Raw genomic sequence first — 21,184 nt, forward strand, 5'->3', positions numbered from 1 at the left:
GCGGCCGTTCCGCTCGCCCGGCTCCTCGGGAGACGGGGGCGTGCGGCCGGGATGCCGGCCGGTCGGGAGTACCGGCCCGGGTCAGGGGTCCGGCGCGGTCGGGAGCCCCGCCGCGGTCACGAACCCGGCCGGTTCACCACCGCGACGGTGCGGACGGCCCCGCTGTGCTCGAAGTGCAGGGTGAACGGCACCCGGTCGCCGGTCCGCCGGTCCGCGTCGCCCCGCAGGGCCGCGTCCAGGCCGTCCAGGGACACGGAGATCCCGCGGCCCGCGGGGACGACGGCCGTCTCCGCGGCGCCGCCGTGGTTCCCGTGCTCGCCGGCGGCACCGACGGAGCCGAGGGCGATGGCCCCGCGCGCGGCGGTGGACGTCACACGGACCAGCCGGTCGTCCGAGCCGCCCGGGTTGGCGATGTCGAAGAACGCGTCCGTGTCGCCGATGCCCTCGTACGGCAGGATGACCCGCCCGTTCGAGACGGCGATCCGGGGAGGGCCGCCCGCCTTCCCGGCGCCGGTCCAGGTCGTCAGAGCGGCCAGGGCGACGCTGCACGCGGCGACGGGCACGAGCGCGGAGAACAGGGAGTCGGTGAGCCGGCGGCGGGTGGGCCGCCAGGCGGACGGCTCGGTCACGGGGTGGGCCTCCGGGCGAACGAGGACGGGCGGGCGGCCGGGGACCGGCTCGCGGACGACGACCGGCCGGTGGGCGAGAGCCTCCGGCCGCGCAGCCGCAGGCTGTTGCCGACCACCAGCAGTGAACTGGCCGACATCGCGGCCGCGGCGAGCATCGGGGTGAGCAGGCCGGCCATGGCGAGCGGCACGGTCACGGCGTTGTAGCCGAAGGCCCACACCAGATTGGCGCGGATCGTGCCCAGCGTGCGCCGGGCCAGCAGCACCGCGTCCACCAGCGTCTCGATGCCGCCGCCGACGAGGGTCACGTCGGCGGCTCCGATGGCCACGTCGGTGCCGCTGCCCATGGCGATCCCGAGGTCGGCCGCGGCCAGCGCGGCGGCGTCGTTCACGCCGTCGCCGAGGACGGCGACCCGGTACCCGTTCCCCTGCAGCTCCCGGACGAGAGCGGCCTTGTCCTCGGGAGTGCGGCGGGCGTGCACCTCCTCGATGCCCAGCTCCGAGGCGACGGCCCGGGCGGGCGCCTCCCGGTCGCCGGTGGCGAGCACCGGGCGGATACCGAGCCGCCGCAGCCGTTCGACGGCCCGATAGCCGCCGGGCCGCACGACGTCCCCGACCTCGACCAGCGCCTCCGCCCGCCCGTCCACGCGCACCAGCACGGGCGTGCGCGCCGCGGCCTCGGCGGCCGGCAGGGCCTCCGCCAGGGCGGCGGGCAGTTCACCGTCCGGTGCCAGCACCTCCACCAGGCGCCCCTCGACGAGACCCCGGACTCCCCGCCCCGGCAGCGCCCGGAACTCCTTCACCTCCGGCAACGGCCGCTCCGGCAGCGCCCGCCGGGCATGAGCCGTGATCGCCCGCCCCAGCGGATGCTCCGATCCCCGCTCGACCGCGCCGGCCAGCCGCACCACCGCCTCCCCGCCCGGCCCGTCCGGTACGGCCGTGACCCGGGTTACGGTCATGTGCCCGGTGGTGAGCGTGCCGGTCTTGTCGAGCACGACGGTGTCGAGGTGCCGGAGCCCCTCCAGTGCCTGCGGACCGCCGACGAGCACGCCCATCCGGGCGCCGCGGCCGGTGGCCGCCATCAGCGCGGTGGGCGTCGCCAGGCCCAGGGCGCACGGGCAGGCCACGACCAGGACGGCCACACACGCGGTGAGGGCCGCCTGCGGATCGGCCCCGGCGCCGAGCCAGAACCCGAGCGTCGTGACGGCCAGCGCCAGCACGGCGGGAAAGAAGACACCCGCGACCGCGTCCGCCAGCCGCTGCGCCTTCGCCTTCCCGGCCTGCGCCTCCGTCACCAGCCGGGTGATCCGGGCGAGCCGGGTGTCCGCCCCGACCGCCGTGGCCCGCACGAGCAGCAGCCCGCCCGCGTTGACGGCACCGCCGACGACCGCCGAGCCCGGCCCGACCTCGACCGGTTGGCTCTCCCCGGTGACCAGGGAGAGGTCCACGGCCGAACGTCCCTCCACCACACTCCCGTCGGTGGCGACCCGCTCCCCGGGACGGACGACGAAGACCTCACCGGCCCGCAACTCCTCAAGGGGGACGAGCCGCTCCCCGCCACCGGCCCCGCGGACGACCACCTCCTTGGCCGCCAGGCCGGCCAGCGACCGCAGCGCCGCCCCCGTCCCGCGCCGGGCCCGCGCCTCCAGGAACCGTCCCGCGAGCACGAACAGCGGTACGCCGACGGCCGCTTCGAGGTAGATGTGCGCGACGCCGTCCGCGGCGGAGGGGAGCAGGCTGAACGGCATCCGCATGCCGGGACCGTCCGCGCCGCCGAGGAACAGCGCGTACGCCGACCAGGAGAAGGAGGCCACCACCCCCAGCGACACCAGGGTGTCCATGGTGGCCGCCGCGTGCCGCAGCCCCCGGACCGCCCGGCTGTGGAACGGCAGGGCGCCCCACACGGCGACGGGGGCGGCCAGCGCGAAACACAGCCACTGCCAGTTGCGGAACTGCCACGCGGGCACCATCGACAGCACGAGCACGGGCGTCGCGAGGACCGCCGTGACGAGCAGACGGTCGCGCTCCCGCCGGGCCTCCGCGGCGTCCCCGTCCGTTCCGTCCTCCGCGTCGGTCCCCCCGCGCCGCCGCTCCTCCGGCGGCTCCGGCAGGGCGGCCGTGTAGCCGGCCTTCTCGACGGTCGCGACGAGTTCCCCGGGGGTGATCCGCGGTGGATGACTCACCCGGGCCCGGCCGGTGGCGAGGTTGACGCTCGCCGTCACCCCGTCCAGCCTGCCGAGTTTCCTCTCGACGCGCTGCACGCAGGCGGCGCAGGTCATGCCGCCCACCGTGAGATCGGTCGTCACGTGGGCGGCCACCGGACCGGCGCTCATCCGTGGCCTCCCCCGTGGCCGTCGTCCGGGCCCCCGGCGGGCCCGGTGCTCCCGGTGCTCCCGGTGCTCCCGCCCGTGCTCGTGCCCGGCGGGTGCATACCGGGCGCGACGGGGCCGGAGGCCGCCCCGACGGCGTGGGACGCAGCGCCGATCAGGGCGAGGAGCAGCAGGAAGCCGCACAGCGCGGGAGGGGGCAGCAGGTTCCTCGGCGCCGGGCCCGCGCCGGAGGGGTTGCGTCGCGACTCGTCCATCACCGGTCTCCAGATCGCGTCGTACGGCGCCTGCCGGATCGGGCCGTACCGCTTCAGGAGTCGGAGCGGGCGGGGGCGGAGTTCCGGCACACCGAGGTGTCATACGTCACACGACCGCACCCCCGCGCCCCCGCGTCCCCGCACCCCCGCGCCCCCGCGCCCCCGCGTCAGGGCGTGCTGCCCGCCGCGGCCGAGGCGTCCGTACCGGCACCGCCCTCCGCGGGCGCCGCCGGGGTCTTCCCTCCGCCGCGCCGCAGCCGCATCGCGACCGGCTCGGCGTAACGGGCGGTCAGCGGGCCGATGATGACGAGCAGCAGGACGTACGCCGTCGCCAGGGCCCCGAGCTGTGGCTCGACACCGGCGCCGATGGCGAGTCCCGCGATGACGATGGAGAACTCGCCGCGGGCCACCAGCGCGCCCCCGGCCCGCCAGCGGCCCTTCTCGCCGATCCTCGCCCGCTTCGCGGCCCAGTAACCCGTGGCGATCTTGGTGCCGGTGGTGGCGACCGCCAGGATCAGCGCCGGGACGAGCACCGGCGGAATGGTCTGCGGATCGGTGTGCAGCCCGAAGAAGACGAAGAAGACGGCGGCGAAGAGGTCCCGGAGCGGGACGAGCACCGTGTGCGCTCCCTCCGCGACCTCGCCGGAGAGCGCGATGCCGACCAGGAACGCGCCGACCGCCGCCGAAACCTGCAGTTGCTGGGCGATCCCCGCCACCAGCAGCGTCAGTCCCAGCACCACCAGCAGCAGCTTCTCCGGGTCGTCGCTGGAGACGAAGCGCGAGATGACCCGCCCGTAGCGGACCGCGGCGAAGAGGACGAGGCCCGCGACCCCCAGGGCGATACCGAGGGTCACACTGCCGGCCGCGATGCTCAGCCCCGACAGCAGCGCCGTGAGCAGCGGCAGGTAGACCGCCATGGCCAGGTCCTCGAAGACGAGGACGCTGAGGATGACCGGCGTCTCCCGGTTGCCGACCCGCCCGAGGTCGCCGAGAACCTTGGCGATGACCCCCGAGGAGGAGATCCAGGTGACACCGGCCAGTACCACGGCGGCGACCGGGCCCCATCCCATCAGCAGCGCCGCGGCCGCGCCCGGCAGCGCGTTGAGGACGAAGTCGGCGATTCCCGCCGGGTACTGCTTGCGGAGATTGCCCACCAGGTCGGCGGCGGTGTACTCCAGGCCGAGCATCAGCAGCAGCAGGACGACGCCGATCTCCGACGCCTGGGCGACGAACTCCTCGCTGGCGCCCAGCGGCAGCAGCCCGCCCTGGCCGAAGGCGAGACCGGCGAGCAGGTAGAGCGGGATCGGCGAGAAGCCGTAGCGGCCGGCGAACCGGCCCAGCAGCCCCAGTACCAGGATGAGGCCGCCGAGTTCGATCAGGAATATGGCTCCGTGCATGCGCTCATTCCCGTTCGAGGATCGCGGCGGCCGCGTCCACGCCCTCGCGCGTCCCGATGACGATGAGCGTGTCGCCTCCGGCCAGGCGGAAGTCGGGGGTCGGGGAGGGGATCGCCTCGGAGCGGCGCAGTACGGCGACGATGGAGACGCCCGTCTCCGTGCGGAGGCAGGTGTCGCCCAGGACGCGTCCGTTCCAGTGCGAGGATCCGCCGAGCGGAATGCGTTCGGCGACCAGGCCGAGGTCCGTGGTGTAGAGCAGGCTCGGGCTGTGGTCCTGGGGGGCCAGCGCGTCCGCGATGAGGGCCGCTTCCGATCCGGTGAGGCGGAGCGACAGCGCGCAGGCATCGGGGTCGTCGGAGCGGTAGGCGTTGAAGCTGCGGGTGCCGTCGCGGTGGGCGACCACGGAGAGATGGCGCTGTTCGCGCGTGGTCAGGTCGTATTGGACACCAATGCCGGGCAGTGGTGTCGAGCTCATGCGTGGTGCCGGCACGATGACCCCCTCTTTCCGGCCCCACCGGGCCGACGTGGCTGGAGACGGCGCGGCCGCTTCGGCGGGCCGCTCTCCCGGAACCCTGTCATACGTCCCCGCGGCGCCCGGCGGGCGGCACCCGGCCGGACGGCGGTACGGGACGGTGCGCGGCGGTGCGCGGCGCCGGGACCGGAGACGCCGGGACCAGAGGCACGGTGCGGCGGCTCCGGTCCCGGCAGTCGTGCTCCGGAGGGTCCCCGGGGGCGTCCTCACGGAGGCGTTCTCCGGAGGCGCTGCCCGGAGACGTTCGCCGGAGCTGCCCTCCGGCGCGGTCCGGGCCGTCTCTCAGTCGTCCTTCTCGACCTTCAGGACACAGCCGGTCTTGGGGTCGATCAGCACGTCGTGGGTGACCTTGCCGCGCTTGACCTCCACCTCCCAGACGCTCTTCTTCTTCCTGTCCTTGGGGTGGAGCCTCTCCTCCTCCACCTCGGCGGCCGTGACCCTCCCGGGGACGGTGCGCTCCGCGATGGCGATGGCCTCGCGGATCTCCACCGGCCGCGCGTGGCCGTGCTTGCCGTGGTGGCCGTGCTTGCCGTGGTGCGCGTGGCTGTGGTGCTTCCGGCCGTGCTGCTTGTGGCAGCGGCCGTGGCCGGAGTGGTGGCCGTGGTGGTGGCCGTGGCCGGCGTGGTGACCGTGACCGCGGTACTGGTCGTGGGCCGAGGCCGTCGCCGGGACTCCGGCGACCAGGGCGACCGCGGCGACCACACCGGTGACCGCGGCGCCCAGCCGCTGGGCGACCGTGCGCGAGCGGCGGAGGGCAGGGTCGGTTACGGGCATGAAACGTGCTCCTCGATGTCGGGATCCGATCCGTCCGGCGGTGCCGGACGACCGCACCTTTCCCCCTCATCCACCGATATCCGCTGTTATCACCTGCTCGTCCCCCGATCAGACCTTCCGCTGATCCGATCAGCAGCGGCATATCCTTCGGGCGGACGATCAACGATCACAGCCAGGCTCGTAACGGAGGCACCATGAGCACGCGTACCGCAGTCGTCACCGGCGCCAGCAGCGGAATCGGCGCGGCGACCGCCCGCAGACTGGCCGAGGCCGGCTACCGGGTGCTGCTCACCGCGCGCCGTTCGGACCGCGTCGAGGCGCTCGCGGCCGAACTCACCGCAGCCGGGCTGGAGGCGGCCGCCCACCCGCTCGACGTCACCGACCGCGCGGCCGTGGACGCCTTCGCCGCCTCCCTGGACCGCTGCGACGTGCTGGTCAACAACGCCGGCGGTGCGCTGGGCCTCGACCCGGTGGCCACCGGCGACCCGGCCGACTGGCGGGCCATGTACGAGGTGAACGTCCTCGGCGTCCTCCACGTCACCCAGGCGCTGCTGCCCGCCCTGACCGCCTCCGGCGACGGCACGGTCGTCGTGCTCACCTCCACCGCCGGGCACGGCACGTACGAGGGCGGCGGCGGCTACGTGGCCGCCAAGCACGGCGCGCACGCCCTGGCCGAAACCCTCCGGCTGGAGTTGTGCGGCCGGCCGGTCCGGGTCATCGAGGTGGCCCCCGGCATGGTGCGCACCGACGAGTTCGCGCTGACCCGCTTCCGCGGTGACGAGGAGCGGGCGGCGGCCGTCTATGCGGGCGTGGCGGAGCCGCTCACCGCCGAGGACGTGGCCGACACCGTGGCGTGGGCGGTCACCCGCCCCCCGCACGTCAACATCGACCTGCTCGTCGTCCGACCGCGCGCCCAGGCGTCCAACACCAAGGTCCACCGCGAGAGCTGAGCCGGACGGGGCCGCCCGGCGCGGCCCCCGTCCTCACCCCTTCACGCAGACGACCTGCCGGAGCTTGGCCACGACCTCGACCAGATCGCGCTGCTGGTCGATGACCTGCTCGATCGGCTTGTACGCGGCCGGGATCTCGTCCACGACGCCGGAGTCCTTGCGGCACTCCACCCCTCTGGTCTGCTCCGCCAGATCCCGGGCGGTGTACCGCCGCTTGGCCGCGTTGCGGCTCATCCGCCGGCCCGCGCCGTGGGAGGCGGAGTTGAAGGACGCCTCGCTGCCCAGCCCGCGCACGATGTACGAGCCGGTGCCCATCGAGCCCGGGATGATGCCGTAGTCGCCGCCGCCCGCGCGGATCGCCCCCTTCCGGGTGACGAGCAGGTCCATGCCGTCGTACCGCTCCTCGGCCACGTAGTTGTGGTGGCAGGAGATGACCGGCTCGAAGACGGGCCGCGCCTTCTTGAACTCCTTGCGCACCACGTCCTGGAAGATCCCCATCATGATCGCGCGGTTGTGCTGGGCGTACTCCTGCGCCCAGAAGAGGTCGTTGCGGTACGCCGCCATCTGCGGGGTGTCCGCGACGAACACGGCGAGGTCCCGGTCGACGAGGTCCTGGTTGTGCGGCAGTCCCCGCGCGATGCCGATGTGGTGCTCGGCCAGTTCCTTGCCGATGTTGCGCGAGCCGGAGTGGAGCATCAGCCAGACCCTGTCCGACTCGTCCAGGCAGAACTCGATGAAGTGGTTGCCCGACCCGAGCGAACCCATCTGCTTCGCCGCCCGGTCCCGGCGGAACCGCACCGCCTCGGCCACCCCGTCGAACCGGGACCAGAAGTCGCCCCAGCCCGCCGTCGGGAAGCCGTGCAGCCGCCCGGGGTCGACGGGTTCGTCGTGCATGCCCCGCCCCACCGGTATGGCCTGCTCGATCCTCGACCGCAGCCGGGAGAGGTCGCCGGGCAGATCGCCCGCGGTCAGCGAGGTCTTCACCGCCGACATCCCGCAGCCGATGTCCACCCCGACCGCGGCCGGGCAGACGGCGCCCCGCATCGCGATCACCGAGCCGACCGTCGCGCCCTTGCCGTAGTGCACATCGGGCATGACGGCCAGGCCCTCGATCCAGGGCAGCGTGGCGACGTTCCGCAGCTGGCGCATCGCGCCGTCCTCGACCGTCGCCGGGTCGGCCCACATCCGGATCGGCACCCGCGCACCGGGCAGCTCGGTGTATCCCACGGCATCCTCGTTTCCCCCGCCGGCCGGGGTCTCCCCCTGGCCGGGACTGATCCCCCGCTGGTCGAAGCGCACGGCACAAATCCCCGCATCCCCCCGGATAACCGGCATCGGCCCGGCAGAGGCGGCGGCGCGTGCGGTACACATTGTCTCCATCGGCCGCCGACCGGCGGCAACCACTTTTCCCGAAGGGAGCCGGGCACCGTGCAGCGATGGGCGTACGGAACGAGCGCCGTGACAGCCGCGCTGCTGGTGGGGCTGACGGGGTGCACCGGCTCCTCCGGCGACGACAGCGGGGGCGGTTCCGAGCAGGACGGTCCCGCCACCGCCTCCTCCGCCAAGCCCGGCAAGTACCGCACCCTCCCCGAGGCCTGCGGCGCCGTCGAACGCGGCACCCTGCGCGCTCTCCTCCCCGGCCTCGACCGCCTGGAGAGCCGCAAGCGCGAGGAGGCCTACGACGGCCAGCCGGCCCTCACCTACGACACCGACCGCCGCACCGGCTGCCGGTGGACCACCGGACTGCCCGACGGCACCCGCAGCCTGGTCATCGACTTCGAGCGGGTCGTCTCCTACGACCCGGCCCTCAGCGACGACGACCGCGCGCAGCAGCTCTACGACAAGAAGGCCGCCGAGGCCGGCATCCCGGCTCCCCTCGACAGGAAGCCGGAGGACGGCAAGCCCTCCGCCGCCGCCTCCGAGTCCGCGGCCGAGGACGCCGACCCGGCGCGGACCACCGGCCCGGCCGGGAGCGGGGAGGACGACGGCAAGAACGGCAAGAACGGGGGAGACACGGGCTCCGGCGAAACCGGGGGGAGCGGCACAGCCGGGCGGACAGCCGGAAAGGGGGAGGAATCCCCCGCATCGCCCAGCCCCTCCGCGTCCGGCGACGCCGCCACCGCCCCCCGCGCGCTCGACGGACTGGGTGATGTCGCTTACATCGACGACCATCTCGGCACCGCCGATTCCGGTGCCCACCGCGACATCACGATCGTCTTCCGGGCCTCGAACGTCCTGGTGACCATCGCGTACGACCAGTGGTCGACGCACCGTTCGGACATTCCCGGCAGCAAGGAGCTCCAGACCAGGGCGCAGCGACTGGCCCGTGAGCTGTCGGACACCTTCGACGCGTGACCGCCGCCCGCCCCGCCGTCCTCCCTTACGGTGGTGCGGCGTACGGGTGGCACCACCGCCCCTGGATGACAGATGAGCGAAGGAACCATGCACCGATCAGCCACGCGACTTCTCGCCGCCGCAGCCGTCATACCCATGATGTTCGTCGCCGGCTGCTCCTCGGACTCCGGTGGCCAGGCCGACGACAAGACGTCAGCGCCACCGGCGGAGACGAGCGCCTCGCCGACCACGGCCCCCGCGAGATACGCGGAACTGCCCAAGGCCTGCGCGGCCCTCGGCAAGGACACGATCGAGGACCTCGTCCCCGAAGCCGACAGCAAGTCCGGCACGGCCGGCAAGTCCAGCGACGTCAACGCGCGCAGCACCTGCTCCTGGTACGGCCTCGACGGCTTCCAGTACCGCTGGCTGGACGTCTCCCTGCAGCGCTTCGAGTCCGACCCGACGCTCGGCAGCGCCGAGTCGCGCGCCCGGGAGTACTTCACCAAGCAGGTCGACGAGGCCAAGTCCGTCAAGGGCGGCAAGGATGTGAAGAACGCGACACCGGCCGGCATCGGCGACCAGGCGGCCACCGTCCGCTACGACATCACCAAGGACGGCGACGGCTTCAAGAACCAGACCGTCGTCACCCGGGCCGAGAACGTCGTCATCACCCTCAACTACAACGGCGCCGGCTACGAGGACGCCAAGCCCCCCAAGGCCGACGAGCTGCTCAAGGACGCCGAGAAGGCCGCCAAGGAAGCCGTCAAGGCCGTCACCGACGCCAACAAGTGAGGGGCCGTGTGAGGGCGGGGGCGTGCCCCCGATGAGATTCCGCACGTAACCGGCGGATACCGCCCGGGGGCCCGGGCCCGCGACGGGTCCGGGCTCCTCGTACTCGTACACATGTGCCAGGCTGTGCGCGCCAGTTCTCGAAGCCGGAAGGGGAGCGCGGGTGGCCGCCATGCAGCTGACACGCACACACCGCATCTTGATCGGGGTGGTCGTCGCCGGCGCCGTGCTGATCGCGGCGATCGGCTTCGCCGGTTCGTACGCGGCGGTCCGCGACCTCGCCGAGCAGAAGGGCTTCGGCGCCTTCTCCACCGTCTTCCCCATCGGGATCGACGCGGGGATCGTCGTCCTCCTCGCCCTGGACCTGCTGCTGACCTGGATCCGGATCCCCTTCCCCCTGCTGCGCCAGACCGCCTGGCTGCTGACCGCCGCCACCATCGCCTTCAACGGCGCCGCGGCCTGGCCCGACCCGCTGGGCGTGGGCATGCACGCCGTCATCCCCGTCCTGTTCGTCGTCTCCGTCGAGGCCGCCCGGCACGCCATCGGCCGCATCGCCGACATCACCGCCGACAAGCACATGGAGGGCGTCCGCCTCTCCCGCTGGCTGCTGGCCTTCCCCTCCACCTTCCGGCTCTGGCGCCGGATGAAGCTGTGGGAGCTGCGCTCCTACGACGAGGTCATCCGCCTCGAACAGGACCGCCTCGTCTACCAGGCCCGCCTCCGCGCCCGCTATGGCCGCGCCTGGCGCCGCAAGGCACCCGTCGAGTCGATGATGCCGCTCCGGCTGGCCCGCTACGGCGTCCCGCTCGCCGAGACCGCGCCCGACGGACTCGCCGCCGCCGGTATCGACCCCGCCGCCCCGGCCGGCCGGGCCGCGGTGCGGCCCTCACCGCGCCGCCCCGAACTCACCGCCGGGGAGCAGCACTCCGGGGCCGGCTCCGGGACGGTCCCCGAGGGCAGTGCGGCCGCCGCCGAGGCCGCTTCCGGCGCCGCCACCTCGCACGGCCCGTCCGCGGCCGGGCCGGCACCCGGCGGCGAGCGCCCGGCGGAACACGCCTCCGCCCCGGAATCCGCGGGACCCGCCGGATACGGACCCGCCGACCACACCGCCGCCGGCCCCGGGTACACCGGAACCCCCGAGTACACCGCCGCCTCCGGCGGCACCCGCGCCACCGCGTACGGTTCCGGCGCCGGCCCCCTCGCCTCCGCGGAGCCGGCCTCCCCCCGCGTCACCGTGCCCGTCGCCCCCGGCCGCGAGCGGCCGCTGGGCAGCCCCCAGCCCTACGTGCCGGCGCAGAGCGGCCCGTTCCGGGACGAACCGGACCCGGCCGCGGAGGAGGAGACGGCCACCGCCCCGGGACTGCCCGACGACATGTCCCGCGAGGAGGCGTACTTCGGCGCGTTCCGCCGGTACGTCGCCGAGCGCGGTGACTTCCCCAACGCCCGCCAGTTCGGCCTGTACCTCATGGACCTCTACGGCATCCGCGGCCGCACCGGCGGCCCGCTCAGCGAGAGCTCGCTCCGCGGCTACCTCCGCGAGTTCCGCCACCGCTACACGGCCGAGATGGACACCGAGCACATCGCCTGACGCGCCCCCGCCGGGAAGCCCGCGCGCCGGGCCCCGCACCCGGCACGCCGACGGCGCGGCGCCACGGCCCGGAGCCGTACCGCCGTACCGCCGCGCCGCCCGTCGCCCGCCGCCCGGTCACAGCACTGGACCGGCACTAGACCGCCAGCAGCCTCCGCACCCGGTCCGCGCCGACCGCCAGCAGGAGCGTCGGCAGCCGCGGCCCCGTGTCACGGCCGACCAGCAGCTTGTACAGCAGGGCGAAGAACGCCCGCTGCGCCGCCTTCAGCTCGGGGGTCGGCTTCGCGTCCGCCGGGAAGCCCGCCTGGAGCTTCGGCACCCCGTAGACCAGGGTCGTCAGCCCGTCGAGCGACCAGTGCTCGTCCAGACCGTCCAGCAGCAGCCGCAGCGACTCGCGCTCCGTGTCACCGAGCGAGGCCAGCAGCTCCGTGTCCGGCTCCTCCCTGACCCGGGTGCGCTGCTCGACCGGCACCTGTGTCCGGATCCAGTTCTCGGCGCGGTCCAGCCGGGGCCGGGCCTCGTCCAGCGAGGTGATCGGGTTCTCCGGGTCCAGGTCGCGCAGGATCCGCAACGTCTGCTCGCCGTGCCCGGTGGTGATGTCCACCACCGAGGCGAGCGTCCGGTACGGCAGCGGGCGCGGGGTGCGCGGGAGCTCACCGGCGGCCGTGCGGGTGGCCCGGCCGTACGCGGCGGCGTCCGCCGGCTGCGCCGAGCCGTCGGCGATCTTCCGCTCCAGGGCGTCCCACTCGTCGTAGAGCCGCTGGATCTCCTGGTCGAAGGCGATCTTGAAGGACTGGTTCGGCTTCCGCCGCGCGTACAGCCAGCGCAGCAGCGGCGCCTCCATGATCCGCAGGGCGTCCTCGGGCGTCGGCACACCGCCCTTCGAACTCGACATCTTCGCCATGCCGCTGATGCCGACGAAGGCGTACATCGGCCCGATCGGCTGCTCGCCGCCGAAGACCTCCTTCACCAGCTGCCCGCCGACGACGTACGACGAGCCGGGTGAGGAGTGGTCCACCCCGGACGGCTCGAACACCACGCCCTCGTAGGCCCAGCGCATCGGCCAGTCGACCTTCCACACCAGCTTGCCGCGGTTGTGCTCGGAGAGCCGCACCGTCTCGGCGTGCCCGCAGCGGCAGACGTAGGCCAGATCGGTGGTCTCGTCGTCGTAGCCGGTGACGGTCGTGAAGTCCGTCTCGCAGACCGAGCAGTACGGCTTGTACGGGAAGTAGCCCGCACCGGCGCCCGAGCCGTCGTCCTCGCCCGCGGCGCCCGACCCCTCGGCGGCAGCCTCCGCCGCGGCGGCGTCGGCCTCGTCGAGCTTCCTGCCCTTCTGCTGCCGGGCCTGGGTCTCCTGCGCCCCGGCCCCGGCCGCCTTCTCCCCGCCCGCCGTCTCCGTACCCGCCCTGTCCGCGCCCGTCTTCCCCTTGGTGCGGTAGCGGTCGAGGACGGCGTCGATGCGTCCCCGCTCGCGCATGGCGAAGAGGATCTGGTCGCGGTACGCGCCCGTGGTGTACTGCAGCGTCTGGCTGATCGGGTGCACCTCGATGCCGAGCTGCTCCATCGCCGCCACCATGGGCGCCTTGAAGTGCTCGGCCCAGTTGGCGTACTCGCTGCCGGGCGGCGCGGGCACACTGGTCAGCGGCTTGCCGATGTGCTCCGACCAGGACGGGTCGATACCGGCGGGCACCTTGCGAAAGCGGTCGTAGTCGTCCCAGGACAGGATGTGGACGCAGTCGTATCCGCGCCGCTTGATCTCGTCGGCGACGAGGTGCGGCGTCATCACCTCGCGCAGATTGCCGAGATGGATCGGACCGGACGGGCTCAGCCCCGAGGCGCAGACGATCGGTTTGCCGGGGGCACGGCGCTCCGCCTCGGCGATGACCTCGTCCGCGAAACGGGAGACCCAGTCGGTCTCGTTGCTCTGAGCCACGATCGGCACGTCCTCTTCCTTCTTCGCTTTCCTGCGCTCGGAAACCTGACGGTGAGCCCGGCGGTGAGCCGGCGCCGCCATTGTCCCAGACCCGTTAATGCCTCGGGTGCCACGGGAGCGCCGTGGGATACTGACGGCCGACGCCGCCGGTCCGCCAAGCGGCCGGCACGGCCCCGCACCCCACCGCGAAAGAAGGCGCTAGCTCCTCATGGCCCCGGTCCCTTCCCTTTCCGCAACCGTCCGCCGGCGTCTCACCGAGGCCCTCGCCGCCGCCCTGCCGGAGGCGGGCGCCGCCGACCCGCTGCTGCGACGGAGCGACCGGGCTGATTTCCAGGCCAACGGCATGCTGGCGCTGGCCAAGAAGCTGAAGGGCAACCCCCGCGAGCTGGCGGGGCAGGTCGTCGACCGCATCCCCACCGCGGACGACGCCGACCCCGACCCGGTCGTCCGCGCCATCGAGGTCTCCGGCCCCGGCTTCCTCAACATCACCGTCGCCGACTCGGCCATCACCTCGACGCTGGCCCTGCGCGCGGCGGACGACCGGCTCGGCGTGCCGCAGGCGGAGCGCCCCGGCACCACGGTCATCGACTACTCCCAGCCCAACGTCGCCAAGGAGATGCACGTCGGCCACCTCCGCTCCACGGTGATCGGTGACGCCGTCGTGCGGATCCTGGAGCACCGGGGCGAGACGGTGATCCGGCGGCACCACATCGGCGACTGGGGCACCCAGTTCGGCATGCTCATCCAGTACCTGATCGAGCATCCGCACGAGCTGGACCACGCCTCCGACGCGGCGGACGCGACCGCCGAGGGCGAGGCGGCGATGTCCCGGCTCAACCGGCTCTACAAGGCGTCGCGCGCGCTGTTCGACTCCGACGAGGAGTTCAAGGACCGGGCCCGCCGCCGGGTGGTCGACCTCCAGGCCGGAGACGAGGAGACCCTCGCCCTCTGGCACAAGATCGTCGACGAGTCGAAGATCTACTTCCGGGGCGTCTACACCAAGCTCGACGTGGAGATCCGCGACGAGGACGTCGTCGGTGAGAGCGCCTACAACGACGATCTGCACGCGGTCTGCGAGGAGCTGGAGTCCTCCGGGGTCGCCGTGCGCTCCGAGGGCGCCCTCTGCGTCTTCTTCGACGACGTGAAGGGACCGGACGGCAAGCCGGTGCCGCTGATCGTCCGGAAGTCCAACGGCGGCTTCGGCTACGCGGCCACCGACCTCGCCGCCATCCGCGACCGCGTCGGCAGCCTCAAGGCCGACACCCTGCTGTACGTCGTGGACGCCCGGCAGGCACTGCACTTCAAGATGGTGTTCGACACCGCACGCCGCGCCGGCTGGCTGCCGGAGGGCGCCGCGCGGCAGCTCCCCTTCGGCACGGTCCTCGGCAAGGACGGCAAGCCCTTCAAGACCCGCGAAGGTGAGACCGTACGCCTCGTCGACCTGCTGGACGAGGCGGTGGACCGGGCCGCGGCCGTCGTCGCCGAGAAGGCCCCGGAGCTGACGGCGGCCGAGGTCGCCGAGCGCGCCGCGCAGGTCGGCATCGGCGCGGTGAAGTACGCGGACCTCTCCACCTCGCTGACCCGCGACTACATCTTCGACCTGGACCGGATGGTGTCCCTCAACGGCGACACCAGCGTCTACCTCCAATACGCCTACGCCCGGATCCAGTCCATCCTCCGCAAGGCGGGCACGGCCGTCCCGAAGGCCCGCCCCGAGCTGCCGCTGTCCCCGGCCGAGCGGGCACTGGGGCTCCACCTGGACGAGTTCGCCGAGACGCTGGCGTCGGTCGCCGAGACGTACGAACCGCACAAGCTGGCCGCGTACCTCTACCAGCTGGCCTCCGCGTTCACGACGTTCTACGACCAGTGCCCGGTGCTGAAGAAGGACAACTCCCCCGAGCTGGTGGAGAACCGCCTCTTCTTCTGCGACCTGACCGCCCGCACCCTGCGGCAGGGCATGGCCCTGCTGGGCATCCGCACCCCCGAGCGGCTCTGACGGCGCCTCCGGCGGCCGGCCCCGCCACGCGGCGTCCCCGCGTAACCCGCGGCGCGAGCACGGACCAGGAAAGACCTCGCCGCGGTGCGACCGTCCGGAACCGCACCGCGGCGAGGTCTCCGCGTCCCAGCTGCCGGGCACGGCGGTACCAGCACCCCGGCGGGGTACACGCCCGGTGGCGGCCCCCTCACGTTCGCAGCCGGACACGCAGGCCGGGCACACCGCGTACCCGCGTGCGCACCCGGCCCCGAGTGGATCACGGCGGTACGCTCGCCCCGGCAGCCCATACCGCACCCCACGGCACAAACCCCCCGAGGCCCGCCGATACCCGCCCACCCCTCCGAACGAAACGAGTGAGCGAGAGCCCATGTCCCACCCCCTCCTCGACCTCGCCCCGCTCTCCGCCGAGCACTTCGCCGCCATCGAACGGCAGGTCGCCTCCGTGATGGGCACCGACGCCGACGTGATCGTCATGCAGGGTGAGGCGCTGCTGCCGCTGGAGGGCTGCATCAGAAGCGCCACCCGCCCCGGATCCACCGCGCTCAACATCATCACGGGCCCGTACGGCCAGACGTTCGGCGGCTGGCTGCGCGACAGCGGCGCCACAGTCGTCGACATCGAAGTGCCGTACGACACCTCCGTCTCCGCCGAGACCGTTCGGAGGGCTCTGGAAGAGCACCCGGAAACCGAACTCGTGTCCCTGGTGCACGCGGAGGCCGCGACCGGCAACACCAACACCGTCGCCCCGGTCGGCGCGGTGGTCCGCGAACACGGCGCGCTCCTGATGCTCGACGCGGTGGCCTCCGTCGCCGCCGAGCCGCTGCACACCGACGCCTGGGGTGTCGACCTGTGCGTGATCGGCGCGCAGAAGGCGATGGGCGGACCGGCCGGGGTCTCGGCCGTGTCGGTGAGCGAGCGGGCCTGGGAGCGGATCCGCGCCAACCCGGGCGCGCCGCGCCGCTCGTACCTCTCCCTCCTGGACTGGAAGGAGCGCTGGATCAACCCCGGCCGCATCGCCCTGCCGCACGCACCGGCGCAGTTGGAAATGCTGGCCCTGGAGGCGTGCGTCCGGCGCATCGAGGAGACCGGCGGGCTCGACGCGTCCATCGCACGCCACCGTGCCACGGCCGCCGCCCTCCGCGCCGGGATCGAGGCCCTGACCGACCAGGGGAGCGAGGGCCTGCGCCCGTATGTGACCGATGCCCGCGACGCCGCCCCCGTCGCCACCACCCTGCGGGCCCCCGACTCCCTCGACGCCCGCGAACTCGTCGCCGCCGCACTGGCCACCGCCCCCTCCGGCTCCCCCGCCCCGCCGCTGGCCGCGGGCGGCGGCGCCCTGGGCCACGAGATGGTCCGGGTCAACCACTACGGTCCCGACGCCACCCCGGGCACCGTCGTCCGCGTCCTCTCAGCCCTGGCCGAGGCCCTGAACGCGGCAGGCGTCCGCGCCGACTTGGACGCTGCCTCCACGGCCGCAGAGGCGGCGTGGTCGGCCCCGGAGGAGTAACACCGGCGGCAGAGCCGGGAGAGGCCCGACAGCCGACGGGCCGGAAGAACACGGACCGAGCCGGCCGACGGCATCCGCCGCCCTCTCCGGGGGCAACCGTGTGGCGCGAGGCGAGCGGAGACCACTTCGTGCAGCTCGGCTCGGGGTGAGCGACAGTATGTTGTGCCCACACCTGTGTCGCTCCATGGGAGCTGCGGTGAAAGCTGTGGTGGGAGCTCCCGAAGAGTGCGCCGCAGTCACCCGCGGGGTATGAGCGGCCTGACCGCGGCGCCGAGTGCGGGGTCAGGCGGTGCGGCACAGAGCGTGGTCGATGAGGTTGCGCAGTGCGTCTTCCTGACGGGCCGCGACCTGCGGGTCCGCGGAGCGGCTGTGGGCGGAGACGGTGATGGCGCGTCGGCCGTCCGTGGTTGCCGCCGCCCGGATGACGTATCCGAAGCCGCTTCCTCCGTGCCCGAGGTAACCACCGCCGCAGGACAGGGGGGTGAAGAACAAGCCGAGGCCGTCCCTTGTGCCTGCCGGGTGGCCGCTGTCCTGCGGCACCGGGACTGTGGTCCGCATGACGGCGAGTTCGGCGGGCTTCAGTAGCCGCCCGTTGACCAGGGCGGTGAAGAAGCGGTTGAGGTCGCGCGCCGTGCCGGTCATCGAGCCGTCCGCCCCGCTGTCGAAGGGACGGTAGGGGACCGCGGTGTCGACCATCGGGCCGTCCACGGTGAACTGCTGATAGTTGGCCGTATGTGGATGCGGGAGGAAGGGCTTCGTGCCCGGGGTGCCGGTGCGCCGCAGACCGAGGGGACGCAGAACGCGGTCGTGGACCTGCTGTTCCCACGTACGGCCGGTGATCTTCTCGATGATCATTCCGGCGAGTACGTAGTTCGTGTTGGAATACGCCCAGCGGGTGCCGGCCGGGAAGTCCGGCTTGTGGCGCATGGCCAGGGCGACCAGCTGTTCGGGCTGGTAGACACGCCACCGGTTGGCGAAGTAGGTCCGGACGCCGGGGTCGGGGAACACGTCGTCGATGTAGTCGGACAGGCCGCTGGTGTGCTGCAGCAGGTCGCGGACGGTGATGGTCCGGCCGTCGTTCCCGTTTCCGGACACGACTCCGGGCAGCAGTTGCTCCACCGTCTGGTCAAGGGAGATCCGCTTCTCGCCCACCAGTTGCAGCACGACGGTGGCGACGAACGTCTTGGTGGTACTGCCCAGACGCAGGAAGCCGTCGTTCGGGACCGGGCGATGAGTGACCAGGTCGCCAACCCCGGAGCGGGCCGTGGTTGTCCCGCGCGGGGTCTCCAGGCGGACCGCTACTCCGGTGACCCCCGTATCCCGCAGCGCGTCGGCGTCACGCTGCACGGACCAAGCCGCGCCGGAGCGGCGTGGTGCGGCCGAAGCCGCAACGGACGGCAGAGACGACACGGCCAGCGCGAGCACCGCAACTGATAACCACACACGACGAAAGATCATGACCTGAGGTTAGGAACACCAAGGGTCGCCGGCCATCCGGGATACGTCCCCTTGTGAACGGGGGACAGCCGGGTGGACAAGCGCGCGAGGTGTCCGGCGCCACCACTGAGCTTCTCCATCTGACCGCGCCGGCGGGTTGGCCGGGTGGGCGGCGCGGCGGGGACGGGTACGTCGTGGGCTCTGCCCGGAGCCCGGCTGTCCGGTGCCTGGGTGGTTGGGGTTACGGCGCCGGGTGGGCGGCGCGGTGGTGGTGGCGGGTGCGTCGCGGGCCGACGGGGGGCTCGGGCGGGGGTTACGGCATCCGTGGTGGGGGTGGGCCGGGGGTCGGTCGTCCATCCGGTGCCGTGCGCGCCCGGGGTCGTCCTGGAAAAGCGATGGAGTGGCTGGTGCCGGTGGGTGGTTGCGGGGGCACACGCGCGCCTGAGTTGTCCGGCTCACCCACCGTCGTGGCGGGCTGTCGGGGGTGACGGTGGTGGCGGGTGACGGCGCGGCGGGCTCGGTTCTCTGCTCTCACCGGTGCCGGTCGGTGGGTGCTGAATCAGTTCGTCGGCGCTCCCGGTGGCACTGACCCGGAGTATGTCAGCGACGTGGTTGCGCGATAGGGGGCCGGTTCCGGTCTTGGGCAGGGGTATCGGCCCCTCCGCATGGGGGCGGAGGGGCTATGCCGTGGCCGGAGCCCGCTCGGGCTAGGTGGTGGGTGTGCGGGGTGGGTTGGTGTAGGTGTGACCGGTCGGTGCCCTCCAGCGGACCTCGCCGGTGTCACTGTTGCGTTCCGCCTGCCATCGGGTGCGGTGTTTGAGGAGGTGGTGACGTCGGCACAGGGGCATGAGGTTGTCGGGTTCGGTCGCCCCGCCCGCAGTCGGATTCTCGTGGTTGAACGGCTCGATGTGGTCGAGGTCGCAGCGGTGGGCGGGCATCTGGCAGGACGGGAAGGTGCAGGTCATGTCCCGGGCGATGACGTGGCGTTCGGTTTCCGCGGTGGGACGGTAGGTGGCCGGGTCGGTCTTGACCAGCAGTCCGGTGGCCGGGTGGGTGATCAGCCGCCGCCAGAGGGTGCCCGGGGCGAAGGCCACCTCGCGGGCCTGCCCGGCGCTGATCGGCCCGTAACCCTTCAGCTGTGCCGGTTCCTCATCCGCTCCGATCAACGTCTCCAGCGACACCGTCACCTGCACCACCGCCGCCGACCGGCCACCCGGGGCCGCGCCTCCGGCGGGGATGTCCGTCCCGGCCGGGCGGTTGACCACCAGGTCATACAGGGCGTCCACCCGCTTCTGGTTCAGCGTGCGCCCGTCATCGGCGAAGGTGGCAGCGTGGGCGTCCACGGCCGCATCCAACTGTGCGGCCTGGGGGGTGGGGAGGAAGGCGGTCCAGGTGGCCATACCGTCCTCCGTGGCCCGGTGCCAGATGGTGCGGTCCTCCCTGCGCCGGCGATGCCGCACCTCCGCCCCCTGCGGGTCGGCCTTGAGCACCGCCCGGTTCAGGGCGCGCCGGGTCTGGCCGACGGACTGGGCGGGCATCTTCGGCGCCACCAGGGCCTCCACCACACCCGCGGCTTCGGGGTCGAGGGTGCCGGTGACCTCGGTCACCGCCTTCGCCTGCAAGTAGCAGATCTCCCCACGCTCCAACAGGCTTACGGTGGTGGGGAAGCGCTCCTCCAGGGCGGTGGCGACCGCCAGGCGATCCGCGGCCGTGTTCCCCGACAGCCTCAACGCACAGGCGACATCCTCACAGGCGAAGTTCCAGTCGTAATCCACCCACCCGATCGCATTCGGTGTCGCTTCCAAGGCCTCGGCCTCGATATCGGCCAGCAGACGAACCTGCTGCGCCTGAATCCACGCGGTGTGCCGCTCCCACGCCTTCAGGGCATCGATCCGCCCAGTGGTGGAAAGCTGCTCGCGCTCCAGCAGAGCGAGCATCGCCGCTGTCTGCGGGCCCGGGATGGCCGACGCCAGATGCGCCGCCCACTCATCCGCCGTCACCGGCTCCCCCGGCAGACCGCTGGTTTCGGTCGTGGTCGTGTCGTCGTGGTCGAGCAGCGTGGCCCGCATGATCCCCCCGTCCGGATTGACACGCACGAACTCCCGCACTCACGCAGCGAGTTCACACCCCCCATTTTCCGTCACGTACGGTGATGGATCCAGGTCCAGAGCCCGGAACCACCCGAACGAGTGATCGAAAGCGGACCCGGGGACTCCACCCATGCCCCACACCAACACCCGCGACGCCACCCATGACCACGGGACCGCCCCACGGTCCGCCGCGGCGGCGGAGCAGCCAAGAATCCTAGCGCGCGTGCTCCCCGGCTACCGCGCCCGCCCGCCGGCACGAGGTCATCGCCGATACCCACCCGCAACCGGCAAACCGCCGGAAGAACCCCGTCGGTCCCGCCCCCGGACCGAACCCACTGAGACCGTGTCCTACGTGGTGAGGCGGACGAGCCGCTTGTAGCAGCAGAGGGCGGCGGCGAGACCGAGAAAGGCCAGGTAGTTACGGGGATCGCGTTCGTAGCGAGGGCTCAGACGGCGGCAGCCAAAGACTGCCGGAGACTGGCGCGGAATCACTCTTTACTAGTCGCCTGAACTGATCGAACATGAACTGCCTGAATTCTGGGCCTTCCGGATCTGTTACGGAGAGGTGCGCTTACTCGGATCCGGATTTCGACCGTTCGCAGTGGGTGCTGCGTGAGCCGCCGCCAGCTGACTCACCCTCATGGCCC

Annotated in this window: 16 protein-coding genes and 1 pseudogene; 6 read left to right on the forward strand and 11 right to left on the reverse strand. The window is 72.9% G+C overall.

Annotation, left to right across the window (positions count from 1 at the left end; translation table 11 throughout):
• Nucleotides 1–116: 116 nt before the first annotated feature.
• The 6 genes from KBZ10_RS23795 to KBZ10_RS23820 form a co-directional block, all read right to left on the reverse strand.
• Nucleotides 117–629 carry a copper chaperone PCu(A)C gene (locus KBZ10_RS23795; RefSeq protein WP_210989758.1) on the reverse strand — a complete coding sequence of 171 codons (513 nt, stop codon included), beginning with the start codon at nt 627–629 and terminating at the stop codon, nt 117–119.
• The gene (locus KBZ10_RS23800; RefSeq protein WP_210989759.1) at nt 626–2,959 is read right to left on the reverse strand and encodes a cation-translocating P-type ATPase; all 2,334 of its coding nucleotides are present in this window, start codon (nt 2,957–2,959) and stop codon (nt 626–628) included. The genes KBZ10_RS23795 and KBZ10_RS23800 overlap by 4 nt, the downstream gene beginning before the upstream one ends.
• On the reverse strand, nt 2,956–3,210 hold the full coding sequence (locus KBZ10_RS23805) for a hypothetical protein (protein ID WP_210989760.1): 255 nt from the start codon (nt 3,208–3,210) through the stop codon (nt 2,956–2,958). Before KBZ10_RS23805 ends, KBZ10_RS23800 begins: the two co-directional genes overlap by 4 nt.
• A 167-nt stretch (nt 3,211–3,377) precedes the next feature.
• On the reverse strand, nt 3,378–4,607 hold the full coding sequence (locus tag KBZ10_RS23810; protein WP_210989761.1) for a cation:proton antiporter: 1,230 nt from the start codon (nt 4,605–4,607) through the stop codon (nt 3,378–3,380).
• 4 nt (nt 4,608–4,611) lie between these two features.
• The gene (locus KBZ10_RS23815) at nt 4,612–5,097 is read right to left on the reverse strand and encodes a cation:proton antiporter regulatory subunit (protein WP_210989762.1); all 486 of its coding nucleotides are present in this window, start codon (nt 5,095–5,097) and stop codon (nt 4,612–4,614) included.
• 324 nt (nt 5,098–5,421) lie between these two features.
• On the reverse strand, nt 5,422–5,913 hold the full coding sequence (locus KBZ10_RS23820) for a PepSY domain-containing protein (RefSeq protein WP_210989763.1): 492 nt from the start codon (nt 5,911–5,913) through the stop codon (nt 5,422–5,424).
• Between the two features lie 194 nt (nt 5,914–6,107).
• Here KBZ10_RS23820 and KBZ10_RS23825 point away from each other — a divergent pair, with 194 nt between their 5' ends.
• Nucleotides 6,108–6,863 carry an SDR family NAD(P)-dependent oxidoreductase gene (locus tag KBZ10_RS23825; RefSeq protein WP_210989764.1) on the forward strand — a complete coding sequence of 252 codons (756 nt, stop codon included), beginning with the start codon at nt 6,108–6,110 and terminating at the stop codon, nt 6,861–6,863.
• A gap of 33 nt (nt 6,864–6,896) precedes the next feature.
• Here the strand turns inward: KBZ10_RS23825 and KBZ10_RS23830 are convergent, their stop codons facing one another.
• Complete coding sequence (locus KBZ10_RS23830) at nt 6,897–8,090, reverse strand: RtcB family protein (protein WP_210989765.1); 1,194 nt, start codon at nt 8,088–8,090, stop codon at nt 6,897–6,899.
• 201 nt (nt 8,091–8,291) lie between these two features.
• On the opposite strand from KBZ10_RS23830, the gene KBZ10_RS23835 reads away from it, so the two are divergent.
• The 3 genes from KBZ10_RS23835 (at nt 8,292) to KBZ10_RS30130 (ending at nt 11,574) form a co-directional block, all read left to right on the forward strand.
• Entirely contained in the window at nt 8,292–9,218 is a 927-nt protein-coding gene (locus tag KBZ10_RS23835; protein ID WP_210989766.1) for a hypothetical protein, read from the forward strand.
• A gap of 72 nt (nt 9,219–9,290) precedes the next feature.
• Nucleotides 9,291–9,989, forward strand: coding sequence for a DUF3558 family protein (locus KBZ10_RS23840; protein ID WP_247702865.1), 699 nt, complete (start codon nt 9,291–9,293; stop codon nt 9,987–9,989).
• Nucleotides 9,990–10,158: 169 nt separating this feature from the next.
• Nucleotides 10,159–11,574: a DUF2637 domain-containing protein gene (locus tag KBZ10_RS30130; protein ID WP_282107874.1), complete on the forward strand. Its 1,416-nt coding sequence runs from the start codon at nt 10,159–10,161 to the stop codon at nt 11,572–11,574.
• 136 nt (nt 11,575–11,710) lie between these two features.
• Here the strand turns inward: KBZ10_RS30130 and lysS are convergent, their stop codons facing one another.
• Nucleotides 11,711–13,516, reverse strand: coding sequence for a lysine--tRNA ligase (gene lysS, locus KBZ10_RS23850; RefSeq protein WP_307847574.1), 1,806 nt, complete (start codon nt 13,514–13,516; stop codon nt 11,711–11,713).
• Between the two features lie 199 nt (nt 13,517–13,715).
• On the opposite strand from lysS, the gene argS reads away from it, so the two are divergent.
• Nucleotides 13,716–15,503, forward strand: coding sequence for an arginine--tRNA ligase (gene argS / locus KBZ10_RS23855; protein ID WP_210989769.1), 1,788 nt, complete (start codon nt 13,716–13,718; stop codon nt 15,501–15,503).
• A gap of 367 nt (nt 15,504–15,870) precedes the next feature.
• Nucleotides 15,871–17,010: an alanine--glyoxylate aminotransferase family protein gene (locus KBZ10_RS23860; RefSeq protein ID WP_210989770.1), complete on the forward strand. Its 1,140-nt coding sequence runs from the start codon at nt 15,871–15,873 to the stop codon at nt 17,008–17,010.
• A gap of 282 nt (nt 17,011–17,292) precedes the next feature.
• Here KBZ10_RS23860 and KBZ10_RS23865 read toward each other — a convergent pair whose 3' ends face one another.
• From KBZ10_RS23865 to KBZ10_RS23875, 3 genes and pseudogenes are all read right to left on the reverse strand, one after another.
• On the reverse strand, nt 17,293–18,468 hold the full coding sequence (locus tag KBZ10_RS23865) for a serine hydrolase (protein WP_210989771.1): 1,176 nt from the start codon (nt 18,466–18,468) through the stop codon (nt 17,293–17,295).
• 686 nt (nt 18,469–19,154) lie between these two features.
• Entirely contained in the window at nt 19,155–20,543 is a 1,389-nt protein-coding gene (locus KBZ10_RS23870; RefSeq protein ID WP_307847575.1) for a DUF222 domain-containing protein, read from the reverse strand.
• Nucleotides 20,544–20,885: 342 nt separating this feature from the next.
• A pseudogene (locus tag KBZ10_RS23875) lies at nt 20,886–20,999 on the reverse strand (IS5/IS1182 family transposase); the annotation flags it as partial.
• Between the last annotated feature and the right edge of the window lie 185 nt (nt 21,000–21,184).

It is taken from the genome of Streptomyces sp. F63 (assembly GCF_018070345.1).
In the GTDB taxonomy this organism is placed as follows: domain Bacteria; phylum Actinomycetota; class Actinomycetes; order Streptomycetales; family Streptomycetaceae; genus Streptomyces.

Coding starts and splice junctions, on each gene's coding strand:
- KBZ10_RS23800 (WP_210989759.1), bottom strand. CDS start 2,959: ATGAGCGCCGGTCCGGTGGCCGCCCACGTGACGACCGATCTCACGGTG.
- KBZ10_RS30130 (WP_282107874.1), top strand. CDS start 10,159: ATGCAGCTGACACGCACACACCGCATCTTGATCGGGGTGGTCGTCGCC.
- argS (WP_210989769.1), top strand. CDS start 13,716: ATGGCCCCGGTCCCTTCCCTTTCCGCAACCGTCCGCCGGCGTCTCACC.
- KBZ10_RS23860 (WP_210989770.1), top strand. CDS start 15,871: ATGTCCCACCCCCTCCTCGACCTCGCCCCGCTCTCCGCCGAGCACTTC.
- KBZ10_RS23820 (WP_210989763.1), bottom strand. CDS start 5,913: ATGCCCGTAACCGACCCTGCCCTCCGCCGCTCGCGCACGGTCGCCCAG.
- KBZ10_RS23825 (WP_210989764.1), top strand. CDS start 6,108: ATGAGCACGCGTACCGCAGTCGTCACCGGCGCCAGCAGCGGAATCGGC.
- KBZ10_RS23805 (WP_210989760.1), bottom strand. CDS start 3,210: ATGGACGAGTCGCGACGCAACCCCTCCGGCGCGGGCCCGGCGCCGAGG.
- KBZ10_RS23865 (WP_210989771.1), bottom strand. CDS start 18,468: ATGATCTTTCGTCGTGTGTGGTTATCAGTTGCGGTGCTCGCGCTGGCC.
- KBZ10_RS23840 (WP_247702865.1), top strand. CDS start 9,291: ATGAGCGAAGGAACCATGCACCGATCAGCCACGCGACTTCTCGCCGCC.
- KBZ10_RS23810 (WP_210989761.1), bottom strand. CDS start 4,607: ATGCACGGAGCCATATTCCTGATCGAACTCGGCGGCCTCATCCTGGTA.